The sequence below is a fragment of the Enterobacter sp. D2 genome (assembly GCF_034427575.1).
In the GTDB taxonomy this organism is placed as follows: Bacteria; Pseudomonadota; Gammaproteobacteria; order Enterobacterales; family Enterobacteriaceae; genus Enterobacter; species Enterobacter cloacae_M.
Genome location: NZ_JAXQPP010000005.1, coordinates 47714 through 62085, shown reverse-complemented (window position 1 = coordinate 62085; position 14372 = coordinate 47714). Strand labels below are relative to the sequence as shown.

Here is a 14372-nt window from a genome sequence, read left to right as displayed (position 1 = left end):
GTATGCGTCAGCGCCACCCGGCTTTTTTACATCAAACCACCATATTCAACAGCAGCACCCCGACCAGACCACACACCGAAATAATGGTTTCCAGCGCGGACCAGGACTTGATGGTTTCACCGATAGTCAGGTTGAAGTACTCCTTGAATAGCCAGAAGCCAGGGTCGTTAACGTGAGAGAAAATCACGCTACCGGAACCGACGGCGATAACCATCAGTTCAGGGCTTACGCCCGTGGTCGCAATCAGCGGGGCAACGATACCGCCTGCGGTGATCGCCGCAACGGTCGCTGAACCCAGCGCAATACGCAGAACCGCGGCAATAGACCAGGCCATCAGGAGCGGCGATACGTTGGTTTCATGCATCATGGCGGCGATGTATTTGTCCACGCCGCTGTCGACCAGAACCTGCTTGAATGCACCGCCACCGCCGATGATCAGGAGCATCATGGCAATGATTTTGATGGAAGAGGTCAGCGTATCGTTGATCTGATCCATTGAACGGCCGCGGTTCAGGCCGAAGGTGAACATCGCGATCAGCACGGCAATCAGCGTTGCCATCACCGGGTCACCCAGGAATTCCGCCACGGACAGGAACGCATGACCTTTAGGCAGGATCATCTCTGCCACGGCGCGCATCGCCATCAGGATCACCGGTACCAGGGAGGTCCAGACGCTGACGCCAAAGCCCGGCATCTCTTCTTCGGTGAAGGTTTTGGCGCTGTACAGACCTTCCGGAATCGGCTTATCAATGCCTTTCAGGAAGCGGGCATAAACCGGGCCCGCCAGAATCACGGTTGGGATCGCCAGAATCGTACCGAACAGCAGGGTTTTACCCATATCCGCGTGGAAGATGGTTGCGATAGCGGTTGGACCCGGGTGCGGCGGCAGGAAGCCGTGAGTCACGGACAGCGCCGCAGCCATTGGCACACCGACATACAGCAGCGGGATGTTTGCCGCAGCCGCGATGGTGAACACCAGCGGCAGCATCAGCACGAAGCCCACTTCATAGAACAGCGCGAAGCCGACGGTAAAACCGGTTAATACCACCGCCCACTGGATGTTCTTCTTGCCAAATTTGGCAATCAGCGTGGTGGCGATACGCTGCGCGCCCCCGCAGTCTGCCAGCATTTTGCCGAGCATGGCGCCGAAGCCCATGATCAGCGCCAGGCTGCCGAGCGTGCCGCCGACGCCGGCTTTGATGGAACTTATAACTTTAACCAGCGGCATACCCTGCATCAGACCGACTGCAAGTGCCACCAGAACCAGAGCGATAAATCCGTTCATTTTGAAGCGGATCATCAAGAGCAGTAATAACACAACACCGATAGCAACGATGACTAATGGCATGATTTACCTGGCCTTTGAATTGTTATGGGTAACGTCATTGTTTCAACGACAAATTCCGATTGTCCCAACCGGGAACAGAGAAGTAACGGCACTAATACTGATGCCTTTTAAACGATTAAGTTTAGTCGGCTGTTATGGGTGTGCTTAGTGCCCATGAGAATGATACGGGTAACATGACGTGATTGAGAATCACCCTGGCAGGCAAAATGTGAATTATGAGACGCAGGTCAACATATAGAGGGGAGCGAAGAGGGGGAGCAGGGTTTTGTAGGCCCGGTAAGCGCAGCGCCACCGGGCAATACAGATGGGCAATGAATCAGTAGTAAGAGTGCTCGCCGCGCTGGTGCTCGGTCAGGTCACGCACGCCTTTCAGTTCAGGGAACTCGTTCAGCAGCTGCTTCTCGATCCCTTCTTTCAGCGTCACATCGACCATAGAACAGCCGTTACAGCCGCCGCCAAACTGCAGAATGGCAAAACCTTCGTCGGTGATTTCCATCAGGGAAACACGACCGCCGTGGCCCGCCAGCTGTGGGTTGATCTGGGATTGCAGCAGATACTCAACGCGCTCCATCAGCGGGGCATCGTCAGAGACTTTACGCATTTTCGCGTTCGGTGCTTTCAGGGTCAGCTGAGAACCCAGCTGGTCGGTGACGAAGTCGATCTCCGCATCTTCAAGATACGGTGCGCTCAGCTCATCAACGTAGGCGGTGAGCTGCTCAAATTTAAGGGCAGTGTCGGTGGCTTCCACAGCGTCCGGAGGACAATAAGAAACACCACATTCTGCATTCGGAGTGCCTGGATTAATCACAAACACGCGGATCTGCGTCCCTTCTTCCTGATTTGCCAGCAGTTTGGCAAAGTGCGCTTGTGCAGAATCGGAAATACGGATCATAGCTTTGGCCTAATAGTTGACTAAATTACCTGGGTATAATCATACGCCCATTGAAGAAGGGCTACAAGGTACGGCACAGACACCATACCTGAACCGACGCGGCGCCGCTTCGCAAAAGCAGTCGGGAAAGTTCAGCAACGGTACTGCCCGTGGTGACGACATCATCCACAATCGCGATATGGAGACCGTCGACCGGCAATTCAAGGCGAAAGGCATTTTTGAGGTTTCTTTTGCGAAGCCGGGCGCTGAGCTGATGCTGGATGGCGGTGGCATGAACGCGTGTCAGCGCGTGGGCCTCATACCGGCAGCCGAGCCACCGCGCGAGGGGACGGCAGATCAGGTCACTCTGGTTATAGCCGCGCCGCCAGTGCCGACGCCGGTATAAGGGAACATTCACTACCATGTCAATTTTCGGCAATGCCCGGTGACGTCGCGCTTGCAGAACCGCCAGCAACAGCAGTCGGGCAAGGGGCTGTGCCAGCGAGCTCTGCCCGGAAAACTTCAGCGCATGAACCAGTCTGCTCAGCGGGGGGACATAATCATCCACGGCCACCAGGGCGCTCCACGGCGGGGATTTTTTCAGGCAGCGGCCACAGGGCAACGAGGGGTTTGTGGCCGGTAAACCACATTGTGGACAGATCCCGATACGCCATTGCAGCGATCGCGTGCAGACGGAGCAGACGCCCCACCCGCTGAGCGCCAGCGGCATTTGGCATAGCCAGCACAAGCCGGGTACTGTTAGCATGTGCAACCTCCATGTGAAAAAAGAGAACAGTAACTGATGAAGAGGCTGTGGTGGCAGACCGTAGGGACAGGAAATTGCCATCTTGTGCTGCTGCACGGATGGGGCCTGAACGCGGAGATATGGCATTGCATACGTGAGGAACTTGCCTCGCATTTCACGCTGCATCTGGTGGACTTACCCGGCTTTGGCCGCAGCCGCGGGTATGGCGCGTTGTCGCTTGATGAGATGGCGCAGCAGGTTCTGGACGCTGCGCCGCAAAACGCGGTTTGGCTGGGCTGGAGCCTGGGCGGGCTGGTGGCAAGCCAGATTGCGCTGTCGCACCCTGACCGCGTAAAAGCGCTGGTGACGGTGGCGTCATCGCCCTGTTTTAGCGCGCAGGAAGAGTGGCCGGGGATCAAGCCTGACGTGCTGGCGGGCTTCCAGCAGCAGCTGAGCGACGATTTCCAGCGGACAGTAGAGCGGTTCCTGGCATTGCAGACAATGGGCACTGACACCGCGCGTAAGGATGCCCGAACGCTGAAGCAGACCGTGCTTTCGCTGCCGATGCCGGAGGTTGAGGTGCTTAACGGCGGTCTTGAGCTCCTGAAAACGGTTGATCTGCGCGAGCCGCTGGCAGCTCTGACGGTGCCGCACCTGCGTATCTACGGTTATCTCGACGGGATTGTGCCGCGCAAAGTGGTTCCGCTGCTGGATTCGCTCTGGCCGGACAGCGAATCGCAGATTATTGCCAAGGCCGCGCATGCCCCGTTTATCTCTCATCCGACGGAATTTTGTTCAGCGCTCATTGCGTTAAGTCAACGTTTCGACTGATTATTTTCTATCCATCCTGGAAAAAATAACACACCGCAACCATACTCCAGATGTCGTTGCGGTTGTTCTGCCTACGATAATCAAAACAACAATCCTATGGAGAGTCAGGCTATGAAACTTGTTACAGGTATTGTCACTTCTCTGGTTATTGGGTCACTGTCATTTGGCGTCTTTGCGGCAAAAGAGCTGGAAAAAGATAAAGTTGCCGGCATGAATTTGACGAAAATTGGTGAGATTTCTACGTCTGACACCACCGCGCCGATGGACGCGAGAAAAGAGCTGTCGAAGAAAGCGGATGAGCTGGGCGGAACGTACTACGTCGTCACCAGCGCTGAAAAGCAGACCAAAAACGTGCGCGCAACGGCGGACGTCTACAAGTAATACGATAAAGCCGGGCAGCTATGCCCGGCTTTATTAACGCAGCGCCCACCACTCCCTGAGGCAGGCCTTTCCTTCCGGACAGCTTTTACAGCTGCCGGAGAGACAGCCCTCCGCGTCTTCCTGAATCCGTACGGCTTTCCCCATGGCTTCCAGTCTTTCCAGCATGGCATCGATCATCGGCTGCGGCGTATGCAGGCTGAGGCTCAGCTGTTTCGCCTGCATTCGCCCCTGCAGCGCCAGCAGATCACGAACCTGAATCAACGATGCCATAGGTTGCTCCTTAGTGACAGTCGCCCGCCGGGCTGCTGCAGCAGGTTGCGGCGGTTTTACGGTTTGCCAGCAGGTCGATGTCGACGCGGCTGCGCGCACGCCGCAGCAGGCCGAGCACTAACACGTTAAACAGCACAACCGCGAGAATGCAGACCAGGCTGTAGCGCGGATGCTGGCTGAAGTTAACGATTTGATAAAACAGCGTCGCCAGCGAGTAGGCAATGTTTAACCCCCACAGGATGGAGAAGCCCATCCAGCCGCGGCTGGACTCGCGGGCAATCGCCCCCATCACGGAGATGCACGGAATGTAGAGCAGAACAAAGATGAGGTAGCTGTAGGCCGCGGACGCGCTGCCAAATTTCTCGCCCATCACGCCCATGGCACCCGTCGCCATTTCGCCGTCACCTTTGCTGGCCTCAATCGGGTTCGCCAGCACGCTCAGGCTAAAGGTGTCCTTCAGGCTCTGCCAGGTTTCCTCTACGGCACCCAGCAGTTCATGACCGAGATGAAACTCTGCCGGATTAAATTCCTGTTCCTGAATGTTCTCTGCGGTGTAAAGCGTGTTCAGGGTGCCGACAACCACCTCTTTCGCCATCGCGCCGGTGAACAGCCCGACGGTCGCCTGCCAGTTATCCTCATGCACGCCAATCGGTTTGAAGACCGGCGTGATGACGCGGCTGACGGAGGCGAGGGCAGAGTCGTCAATGTTATCCGCTGCCTGTCCACTCAGGGTAAAGCTGTTCAGGGCGCTCAGGAAAATGCTGACGATGACAATCACCTTACCGGCGCGCAGCACAAACCCTTTCAGACGCTGCCAGGTCTGGATCGCCAGGCTTTTCAGGTGCGGCACGTGATACACCGGCAATTCCATCACAAACGGTGACGCTTCACCGCGCATGATGGTGTGCTTCAGCATTAAACCGGTGAGGATCGCCATCACGATGCCCAGCACGTACAGCGAGAAGACCGCCAGCGCGCCCTGCTGACCAAAGAAGGCTGCGGCAAAGACCGCAAAAATGGCCAGACGGGCACCGCAGGACATAAATGGCGCCATCATGATGGTCATCAGACGTTCACGCGGCGCATCCAGGGTGCGGGCTCCCATCACCGACGGCACGTTACAGCCGAAGCCGACAATCAGCGGGACGAAGGATTTACCCGGCAGACCCAGCGCCTGCATCAGACGATCCATCACGAACGCGGCGCGCGCCATGTAGCCGGAATCTTCCAGGAACGAGAGGAACAGGTACATCATGCCGATCTGCGGCACCAGCGGCAGAACGGTATTGATACCGCCGCCGATCCCCTGCGCGAGGAAGATGGTCAACCATTCCGGGAAGTGAAGGGTATACCCTACCCACTGAATTCCGTGGACGAAGACCGCGACGGAACCGGCGTCGAAAATGGGCTGGAGGGCGCCGCCGATGTTAATGGCGAGCAGGAACATCACGTACATGACCAGCAGGAAGATGGGCAAACCGAGGAAGCGGTTAAGCACAACCTTGTCCACCGCCGCCGTAAAGCGGCTGGGCTCTGCCGTCAGGGCGTTGCTGACAACGTCGCAAATCGAGGCGATGGCCTGGTAACGTGCATCGGCGATGTGCAGCGCCGGGTCGTCCAGCTCGTCGCTAAGACGGGCCACCGTGGCGTCCAGCTTATCGGCCGCATGCCCGGCGTAAGCGCGGCTGTAGATATCCCCTTCCAGCATCTGCAGGCCAAGCCACAGGCGCTGTTTTGCTGGCATACCGGTGTCCATTTCCTGCGCCAGCACGTTGGCTTCGCGCAGGAGAGGCTGCGCGTAATGCACCAGCTCAATGTCATGATTGCCCTGGTGACGGTCAATGGCCAGCTTCAGCGCATCAATACCGCGAGCGCGCGTCGAGACCAGCGGAACGACCGGGCAACCCAGGCGCGCGGAGAGGGCATCGACGTCGATACGCAGCTTTTGTTTCTCCGCAATGTCGAGCATGTTGAGCGCCACAATGCAGGGGATCCCCAGCTCCAGCAGCTGCAGCGTCAGATAAAGGTTACGCTCGAGATTGGAGGCGTCGACCACGTTGATCAGCAGGTCCGCGTCGCCGCCAAGAATATAGTGGCAGGCAATCTGCTCATCGAGCGAGGTTTGCGACGAAATGGTGGTTAAGGAGTATGTGCCGGGAAGGTCGACCAGCGTCACCTGGTTGTCTGTTGTCGTGAACTGGCCCTCTTTACGCTCAACCGTCACGCCCGCCCAGTTGCCCACGCGCTGGCGTGCGCCGGTCAGCTGGTTAAAAAGGGTGGTCTTGCCGGAATTAGGATTGCCAATTAAGCCAATAGTTAACTTTTTCATTTTTTTAGACTCACTGAAACCGCTGGCTTGTTATCGGGATAAGGCTTCGACTTCTATTAACGCGAGGTCTTTCTTACGCAGCACCAGATTCACGCGGCGGGTTTCGATGTGAACCGGATCGCCCAGCGGCGCCACGCGCACGACCTGGAATGACGAGCCGGGCAGCATGCCCAGCGACAGCAGCTTTTGCCGATAGGCCGGGCTAATTTCGCGGGTAAAACCGGTAATCTTCCATGCACTGTCTGGAGTGAATTGCATAACGCCTGATTCCACGAAAGGTTAAATTATCTACTATGGGATGATAATGAGAATAGTTTTTATCAGCAATATTAAAACTGTGACGGAATGTTGTTTACGGTATTAATTTACGGCCTGTTTGACCTTGCTCAATATTTGCTGAATTGCCTGGAAAACGAAAAGGGGAGTATTTGTTAACGGGGTGATAATTCGTGGTTTAAATATGGCTATGCAATCGGTTTCATATATTTCGATATGAATTTATTCCCCCCACCTATGAGGACGAGGGGAAAAGACCGCACCGTGCGATCCCCTCTCCCCTTTGGGGAGAGGGTTAGGGTGAGGGGCATTGACAGCCTTAGCGTTTCTTACCCATCGCAGCCGCCAGCGCATCCATCATCGCGCTGTTGCCAGCAGGCTGAGCATCACGTCCGCGCGGTTTTGCCGCTTTCGCGGCCGGGCGCTGCTGCTCGCGGCCACTGCCATTGCCGCCGCGGCGCGCGCTGGTGTCGCCCGGCTGCTCGTCCAGACGCATGGTCAGCGCGATACGCTTGCGCTGCAGATCCACTTCCAGCACTTTGACCTTCACGATGTCACCCGCTTTAACCACGGTGTGCGGGTCTTCAACGAACTTGTCGGCGAGGGAAGAGATATGCACCAGACCGTCCTGATGCACGCCGATATCCACAAACGCGCCAAAGTTGGTGACGTTGGTCACCGCGCCCTCCAGCACCATGCCCGGCAGGAGGTCGTTCATGGTTTCCACGCCGTCAGCAAAGGTCGCCGTTTTGAACTCAGGACGCGGATCGCGGCCCGGCTTTTCCAGCTCTTTGATGATGTCGGTGACGGTTGGGACACCAAACTTGTCGTCGGTGAAATCAACGGCTTTCAGGTTGCGTAGGGCGCTGCTGTCACCCATGAGATCTTTCAGCGCCTGCTGGGTGGCGGCCAGAATGCGTTCCACCACAGGGTACGCTTCCGGGTGAACGGTGGAGGCATCCAGCGGGTTATCGCCGTGGTTGATTCGCAGGAAGCCTGCACACTGCTCAAAGGCTTTTGGCCCCAGACGGCTCACCTTCAGCAGCTGCTGACGGTTCTGGAACTGGCCGTTCTCATCACGCCAGGCGACGATGTTCTGCGCCATCATGCGGGTTAAGCCCGCCACGCGGGTCAGCAGGGGAACGGAGGCGGTGTTCAGGTCAACGCCGACGGCGTTTACGCAGTCTTCCACCACCGCATCCAGCTTGCGCGCCAGCTGAGTCTGGCTCACGTCGTGCTGATACTGGCCCACGCCGATGGATTTCGGGTCGATCTTCACCAGCTCCGCCAGCGGATCCTGCAGGCGGCGTGCGATAGAGACCGCACCGCGCAGGGAAACGTCCAGGTCCGGGAACTCCTGGGCCGCCAGCTCGGACGCGGAATAGACGGATGCCCCCGCTTCGCTGACGATCACTTTCTGCGCCGTCACTTTCGGGAACTGCTTCTGCACGTCGAGGTAGAAACGCTCGGTTTCGCGTGAGGCCGTACCGTTGCCGATGGCAACCAGCTCGACGTTGTATTTTTCGCACAGCGCCGCCACCACGACGGCCGCTTTCGCTGCCTGGCCGGTGTGCGGATAGATGGTATCGGTCGCCACCAGCTTGCCGGTACCGTCCACCACAGCGACCTTCACTCCGGTACGCAGGCCCGGATCGAGACCCATGGTCGCGCGCAGGCCGGCAGGGGCGGCCATCAGCAGGTCGTGCAGGTTACGGGCGAAGACGTTAATCGCTTCATTTTCGGCGCGCTCGCGCACGGTGCCCATCAGCTCGGTTTCGAGGTGCATCAGTACCTTGATGCGCCAGGTCCAGCTCACCACGCCTTTGCGCCAGCTGTCCGCCGGGGCGTTGTTCAGGCGCAGGCCGAGATGGTCGATAATGATCTGCTCGCAGTGGCTCTCTTTCGGCGGCTCGTCAAACTGCGGGTCGGCGTTCAGGGAGAGCTGGAGCACGCCTTCGTTGCGGCCGCGGAACATCGCCAGCGCGCGGTGTGAAGGGGCGGTAGAGATCGGTTCGTGGTGATCGAAGTAGTCGCGGAATTTCGCGCCTTCTTCCTCTTTACCCGCGACGACGGTAGAGACGATGTGGGAATTCTTCCACAGGTAATCACGCACTTTAGCGAGCAGGGCGGCGTCTTCGGCGAAGCGCTCCATCAGAATGTAGCGCGCGCCGTCGAGGGCGGCCTTGGTGTCCGCTACGCCTTTGTCGGCGTCGATGAATTTCGCCGCTTCGGTTTCCGGGTCGTGGGACGGCTCGTTCCACAGCAGGTCGGCCAGCGGCTCAAGACCCGCTTCAATCGCAATCTGCCCGCGCGTGCGGCGCTTCGGTTTGTACGGCAGATAGAGATCTTCGAGTTCGGTTTTGCTCAGGGTGCCGTTGATGGCGCTTTCCAGCTCGCTGGTCAGCTTGCCCTGTTCGCCGATGGATTTGAGGATCGCCTGACGACGTTCTTCCAGCTCGCGCAGATAGCCCAGACGGGTCTCCAGGTTACGCAGCTGCGTGTCATCCAGACCGCCGGTGACTTCCTTACGATAGCGTGCAATAAACGGCACGGTGTTCCCTTCATCAAGCAGGCGAACGGCAGCTTCTACCTGTTCGGCTCTGGCCTGAATATCACCCGCAATAATGCGGCAGAGCGAATCTTTCATCATGGCTTTATCATCTGTTGAGTCGAAAAAATCAGGGGATAGTTATACGGGCTGACACGGCAAAATGCCAGCCGGGGAGGGCGCTCTCGGACTATTTTACGTAGACGATCTCATTGACGTACCAGCTGGCTTCACCACCAGGGGTCTGAACGACGGCCAGATCGCCCACTTCCTTTTTCAGCAGCGCGCGGGCCATCGGGGAGTCGATGGAGATGTAATCCTTACAACCAAAAATTTCATCGTAGCCGACAATGCGAAAACGCAGGGTGTCGCCATCGTCGTTTTCAATCTCCACCCACGCGCCGAAGAACACTTTGCCCTCCTGCTGCGGGGAGTAATCGACAATTTTGAGATTCTCGAGGCACTTCGTCAGATAGCGAACCCGGCGGTCAATTTCGCGCAGCCGCTTTTTGTTGTACTGGTAGTCAGCGTTTTCGCTGCGATCGCCCAGGCTTGCCGCCCAGGTCACCTTTTTGGTTACTTCAGGACGCTCTTCGCGCCAGAGGTAATCCATCTCTTTTTTGAGCTTTTCGTACCCTTCGCGGGTGATCAGGGGCGTTTTCATGGTAAAGCCTTTGCTGCCTGCCGGTTAACTGTCTTGCGCACAATACGTACCACACAGTGTAACAGACAGGATTAATAATGATTTATGTGATGAAATGAGCAGATAAGCTGCTGTTAAATATGCTTTGTAACAATTTCGACTAGAATTTATACCAGAATTAACTGGTCGAATACGTGCACTTTTTTAGAATACGCTGTTACAAAGACTATCCGAACCTTTGGGAGTACACACAATGCAAGAGAACTACAAAATTCTGGTCGTGGATGACGACATGCGCCTGCGCGCGCTGCTGGAACGTTATCTGACCGAGCAGGGCTTCCAGGTTCGTAGCGTCGCGAACGCTGAGCAGATGGACCGTCTGCTGACCCGTGAATCTTTCCACCTGATGGTTCTCGACCTGATGCTGCCTGGCGAAGACGGGCTTTCTATTTGCCGCCGTCTGCGCAGCCAGAGCAACCCGATGCCGATCATCATGGTGACGGCGAAGGGCGAGGAAGTTGACCGTATCGTGGGCCTCGAAATCGGCGCGGACGACTATATTCCAAAACCGTTTAACCCGCGTGAACTGCTGGCGCGTATTCGCGCTGTTCTCCGCCGTCAGGCGAACGAACTGCCTGGTGCACCGTCGCAGGAAGAAGCCGTCATCGCCTTCGGCAAGTTCAAGCTGAACCTCGGCACGCGCGAGATGTTCCGTGAAGACGAGCCAATGCCGCTCACCAGCGGCGAGTTTGCGGTACTAAAAGCGCTGGTCAGCCACCCGCGTGAACCGCTTTCCCGTGACAAGCTGATGAACCTGGCGCGCGGTCGCGAATACTCCGCAATGGAACGCTCTATTGACGTGCAGATCTCTCGCCTGCGCCGCATGGTGGAAGAAGATCCTGCTCATCCTCGTTATATTCAGACCGTATGGGGTCTGGGCTACGTGTTCGTCCCGGACGGCTCTAAAGCATGAGGCGAATGCGCTTCTCGCCGCGTAGCTCGTTTGCCCGCACCCTGTTACTGATCGTCACCCTGCTGTTCGTCAGCCTGGTGACGACCTATCTGGTGGTGCTGAACTTTGCGATCCTGCCGAGCCTCCAGCAGTTTAATAAGGTCCTGGCCTACGAAGTCCGTATGCTGATGACCGATAAACTGCAGCTGGAGGACGGCACGCAGCTCGTCGTTCCCCCGGCGTTTCGCCGTGAAATCTACCGTGAGCTGGGCATTTCGCTCTACTCCAACGAAGCGGCGGAAGACGCTGGCCTGCGCTGGGCGCAGCACTACGAATTTCTCAGCCAGCAGATGGCGCAGCAGCTGGGCGGCCCGACGGAAGTGCGCGTTGAGGTCAACAAAAGCTCGCCCGTCGTCTGGCTGAAAACCTGGCTGTCACCCAATATCTGGGTGCGCGTTCCGCTGACCGAAATCCATCAGGGCGACTTCTCGCCGCTGTTCCGCTACACCCTGGCGATTATGCTGCTGGCGATAGGCGGTGCGTGGCTATTTATCCGTATACAGAACCGACCGCTGGTCGACCTGGAGCACGCCGCGCTGCAGGTCGGTAAAGGGATTATTCCACCTCCTCTGCGCGAGTATGGCGCCTCGGAGGTCCGTTCGGTGACGCGCGCGTTTAACCATATGGCGGCAGGCGTGAAGCAGCTGGCGGACGATCGTACGCTGCTGATGGCGGGCGTAAGCCATGACCTGCGCACGCCGCTGACGCGTATTCGTCTGGCGACGGAGATGATGGGGGAAGAGGACGGTTATCTCGCAGAGTCCATCAACAAAGACATCGAAGAGTGTAACGCCATCATCGAGCAGTTCATCGACTACCTGCGCACCGGGCAGGAGATGCCGATGGAGATGGCGGATCTGAACGCGGTGCTGGGCGAGGTGGTGGCTGCGGAAAGCGGCTACGAGCGTGAAATTGATACCGACCTGCAGGCGGGTGAGATTCAGGTACGCATGCACCCGCTCTCCATTAAGCGTGCAGTGGCGAACATGGTGGTCAACGCGGCGCGCTACGGCAATGGCTGGATTAAAGTCAGCAGCGGGTCTGAACTCAACCGCGCCTGGTTCCAGGTGGAAGACGACGGTCCGGGCATCAAGCCCGAGCAGCGTAAGCATCTGTTTCAGCCGTTTGTGCGCGGCGACAGCGCGCGCAGCACCAGCGGCACGGGCTTAGGTCTGGCAATTGTTCAGCGTATCATCGATAACCACAACGGACTGCTGGAGATTGGCACCAGCGAGCGGGGTGGGTTGAGCATTCGCGCCTGGCTGCCGGTACCGGTGACGCGGGGGCAGGTGAAAGAGAGTTAAAAAAAGGGTGGCAATTGCCACCCTTTTTTATAGGTCGGGTAAAGTGAAGCCGCCACCCGACAAAATGCGGTCTCTGCGGTCTGATGCCCTCACCCCGCCCCTCTCCCACGGGAGAGGGAGAAAACATTAAAAAAGGCAACTTTCGTTGCCTTTTTGTTTTTACCTACAGCTTCGGTCCTGCGCTCACCAGCGCAGCACCCGCCGGGGTATCGGTATACTTCTCGAAGTTCTCGATAAACAGCTTCGCCAGCGATTCCGCTTTCTCGCGCCACTGCTCCGGAGAACCGTACGTGTTGCGTGGGTCGAGGATATGCGTATCCACACCCGGCAGCGACGTTGGGATCGCCAGGTCAAACATCGGCAGCGTAAAGGTTTCGGCGTCGTCCAGAGAACCATCCAGAATGGCGTCGATAATCGCGCGGGTATCTTTGATAGAGATACGTTTGCCGGTACCGTTCCAGCCGGTGTTCACCAGGTAGGCCTGCGCGCCGGATGCCTGCATGCGTTTCACCAGCACTTCAGCGTACTGCGTCGGGTGCAGCGACAGGAAAGCCGCGCCGAAGCAGGCGGAGAAGGTTGGGGTTGGCTCCGTCACGCCACGCTCGGTACCCGCCAGCTTGGCGGTGAAGCCGGAGAGGAAGTGGTACTGCGTCTGGCTGGCCGTCAGGCGAGACACCGGAGGCAGCACGCCGAACGCATCCGCCGTCAGGAAAATGACCTTCGTGGCATGACCCGCTTTTGACACAGGCTTCACGATATTGTCGATGTGGTAGATCGGGTAAGAGACGCGGGTGTTTTCCGTTTTCGACGCATCGTCGAAGTCGATGGAGCCGTCGGCACGCACGGTGACGTTTTCCAGCAGCGCATCGCGACGGATCGCATGGAAGATATCCGGCTCGGCCTCTTCAGACAGGCGAATGGTCTTCGCGTAGCAGCCGCCTTCAAAGTTGAATACGCCGTCGTCATCCCAGCCGTGTTCGTCATCGCCAATCAGGCGACGTTTTGGATCGGTGGACAGGGTGGTTTTCCCGGTGCCGGACAGGCCGAAGAATACCGCCACGTCGCCTTTTTCACCGACGTTAGCCGAGCAGTGCATGGAGGCGATACCGCGCAGCGGCAGCAGGTAGTTCATGACCGAGAACATCCCTTTCTTCATTTCGCCACCGTACCAGGTACCGCCGATCAGCTGGATACGTTCGGTCAGGTTGAAGGCCACAAAGTTTTCGGAGTTCAGACCCTGCTCTTTCCACTGTGGGTTAGTGCATTTCGCACCGTTCATCACGATGAAATCCGGGGTGAAATCCTGCAGCTCTTCGTCGGTTGGACGAATAAACATGTTTTTCACGAAATGCGCCTGCCAGGCCACTTCAGTGATAAAACGCACGGAGAGACGGGTATCGGCGTTAGCGCCGCAGAAAGCGTCGACAATAAACAGACGCTTGCCGGAAAGTTGATGGGTGACGAGCCCTTTCAGGTGCTGCCAGGTTTCCGGGGAGAGCGGTTTGTTGTCGTTCTTCCCTTTGCCCTTGTCAGCCCACCACAGCGTATCGCGGGTGGTTTCGTCTCGGACGATATACTTATCTTTCGGCGAACGACCGGTAAAGATACCGGTATCGACGGCGATAGCACCAAGATTCGTCAACACACCACGCTCGTATCCTTCCAGTGCTGGATTGAGCTCTTCCTGATACAGCGTATCGTAGTCGGGGTTGTAGACGATTTCCTGGACGTCGTGAATACCATAAGCCTTGAGATCTTGCGGGGTTAAACCAGTAACACGCATATCACTGCTCCTTAGCCAATATGTACTGCCT

General features: G+C 57.4%; 13 protein-coding genes. 4 read left to right on the top strand and 9 right to left on the bottom strand.

Annotated elements, in window-relative coordinates; all coding sequences use genetic code 11:
• Positions 1–31: 31 nt before the first annotated feature.
• The 3 genes from gntT to gntX all read right to left on the bottom strand — a co-directional run bounded on the left by gntT (position 32) and on the right by gntX (position 2985).
• The gene (gene gntT / locus SPG90_RS19080) at positions 32–1348 is read right to left on the bottom strand and encodes a gluconate transporter (protein WP_033146827.1); all 1317 of its coding nucleotides are present in this window, start codon (positions 1346–1348) and stop codon (positions 32–34) included.
• Between the two features lie 316 nt (positions 1349–1664).
• Positions 1665–2240 carry a Fe-S biogenesis protein NfuA gene (gene nfuA, locus SPG90_RS19075; protein WP_008503055.1) on the bottom strand — a complete coding sequence of 192 codons (576 nt, stop codon included), beginning with the start codon at positions 2238–2240 and terminating at the stop codon, positions 1665–1667.
• A gap of 61 nt (positions 2241–2301) precedes the next feature.
• Complete coding sequence (gene gntX / locus SPG90_RS19070) at positions 2302–2985, bottom strand: DNA utilization protein GntX (protein ID WP_047173952.1); 684 nt, start codon at positions 2983–2985, stop codon at positions 2302–2304.
• Between the two features lie 36 nt (positions 2986–3021).
• On the opposite strand from gntX, the gene bioH reads away from it, so the two are divergent.
• A complete protein-coding gene (gene bioH, locus SPG90_RS19065; RefSeq protein ID WP_047173951.1) occupies positions 3022–3795 on the top strand; it encodes a pimeloyl-ACP methyl ester esterase BioH in 774 nt (257 codons plus the stop codon).
• Positions 3796–3906: 111 nt separating this feature from the next.
• The gene (locus SPG90_RS19060) at positions 3907–4176 is read left to right on the top strand and encodes a YdgH/BhsA/McbA-like domain containing protein (protein ID WP_023309499.1); all 270 of its coding nucleotides are present in this window, start codon (positions 3907–3909) and stop codon (positions 4174–4176) included.
• A 33-nt stretch (positions 4177–4209) separates the two neighbouring features.
• Here SPG90_RS19060 and feoC read toward each other — a convergent pair whose 3' ends face one another.
• The 5 genes from feoC to greB form a co-directional block, all read right to left on the bottom strand.
• Entirely contained in the window at positions 4210–4446 is a 237-nt protein-coding gene (gene feoC / locus SPG90_RS19055; protein WP_126304229.1) for a [Fe-S]-dependent transcriptional repressor FeoC, read from the bottom strand.
• 10 nt (positions 4447–4456) lie between these two features.
• Positions 4457–6775 carry a Fe(2+) transporter permease subunit FeoB gene (feoB, locus tag SPG90_RS19050; RefSeq protein ID WP_322408274.1) on the bottom strand — a complete coding sequence of 773 codons (2319 nt, stop codon included), beginning with the start codon at positions 6773–6775 and terminating at the stop codon, positions 4457–4459.
• Positions 6776–6805: 30 nt separating this feature from the next.
• On the bottom strand, positions 6806–7033 hold the full coding sequence (feoA, locus tag SPG90_RS19045) for a ferrous iron transporter A (RefSeq protein WP_008503050.1): 228 nt from the start codon (positions 7031–7033) through the stop codon (positions 6806–6808).
• A gap of 337 nt (positions 7034–7370) precedes the next feature.
• On the bottom strand, positions 7371–9701 hold the full coding sequence (locus tag SPG90_RS19040) for a Tex family protein (RefSeq protein WP_322408273.1): 2331 nt from the start codon (positions 9699–9701) through the stop codon (positions 7371–7373).
• An 88-nt stretch (positions 9702–9789) separates the two neighbouring features.
• On the bottom strand, positions 9790–10263 hold the full coding sequence (greB, locus tag SPG90_RS19035; RefSeq protein ID WP_047173947.1) for a transcription elongation factor GreB: 474 nt from the start codon (positions 10261–10263) through the stop codon (positions 9790–9792).
• A gap of 232 nt (positions 10264–10495) precedes the next feature.
• Here greB and ompR point away from each other — a divergent pair, with 232 nt between their 5' ends.
• The gene (gene ompR / locus SPG90_RS19030) at positions 10496–11215 is read left to right on the top strand and encodes a two-component system response regulator OmpR (protein WP_001157751.1); all 720 of its coding nucleotides are present in this window, start codon (positions 10496–10498) and stop codon (positions 11213–11215) included.
• A complete protein-coding gene (envZ, locus tag SPG90_RS19025; RefSeq protein WP_023309494.1) occupies positions 11212–12558 on the top strand; it encodes a two-component system sensor histidine kinase EnvZ in 1347 nt (448 codons plus the stop codon). Before ompR ends, envZ begins: the two co-directional genes overlap by 4 nt.
• 163 nt (positions 12559–12721) lie before the next feature.
• On the opposite strand, the gene pckA is transcribed toward envZ, so the two are convergent.
• Entirely contained in the window at positions 12722–14341 is a 1620-nt protein-coding gene (gene pckA, locus SPG90_RS19020; protein ID WP_023309493.1) for a phosphoenolpyruvate carboxykinase (ATP), read from the bottom strand.
• Positions 14342–14372: the final 31 nt, after the last annotated feature.

Coding starts and splice junctions, on each gene's coding strand:
- gntT (WP_033146827.1), bottom strand. CDS start 1,348: ATGCCATTAGTCATCGTTGCTATCGGTGTTGTGTTATTACTGCTCTTG.
- nfuA (WP_008503055.1), bottom strand. CDS start 2,240: ATGATCCGTATTTCCGATTCTGCACAAGCGCACTTTGCCAAACTGCTG.
- gntX (WP_047173952.1), bottom strand. CDS start 2,985: ATGCTAACAGTACCCGGCTTGTGCTGGCTATGCCAAATGCCGCTGGCG.
- bioH (WP_047173951.1), top strand. CDS start 3,022: ATGAAGAGGCTGTGGTGGCAGACCGTAGGGACAGGAAATTGCCATCTT.
- SPG90_RS19060 (WP_023309499.1), top strand. CDS start 3,907: ATGAAACTTGTTACAGGTATTGTCACTTCTCTGGTTATTGGGTCACTG.
- feoC (WP_126304229.1), bottom strand. CDS start 4,446: ATGGCATCGTTGATTCAGGTTCGTGATCTGCTGGCGCTGCAGGGGCGA.
- feoB (WP_322408274.1), bottom strand. CDS start 6,775: ATGAAAAAGTTAACTATTGGCTTAATTGGCAATCCTAATTCCGGCAAG.
- feoA (WP_008503050.1), bottom strand. CDS start 7,033: ATGCAATTCACTCCAGACAGTGCATGGAAGATTACCGGTTTTACCCGC.
- SPG90_RS19040 (WP_322408273.1), bottom strand. CDS start 9,701: ATGATGAAAGATTCGCTCTGCCGCATTATTGCGGGTGATATTCAGGCC.
- greB (WP_047173947.1), bottom strand. CDS start 10,263: ATGAAAACGCCCCTGATCACCCGCGAAGGGTACGAAAAGCTCAAAAAA.
- ompR (WP_001157751.1), top strand. CDS start 10,496: ATGCAAGAGAACTACAAAATTCTGGTCGTGGATGACGACATGCGCCTG.
- envZ (WP_023309494.1), top strand. CDS start 11,212: ATGAGGCGAATGCGCTTCTCGCCGCGTAGCTCGTTTGCCCGCACCCTG.
- pckA (WP_023309493.1), bottom strand. CDS start 14,341: ATGCGTGTTACTGGTTTAACCCCGCAAGATCTCAAGGCTTATGGTATT.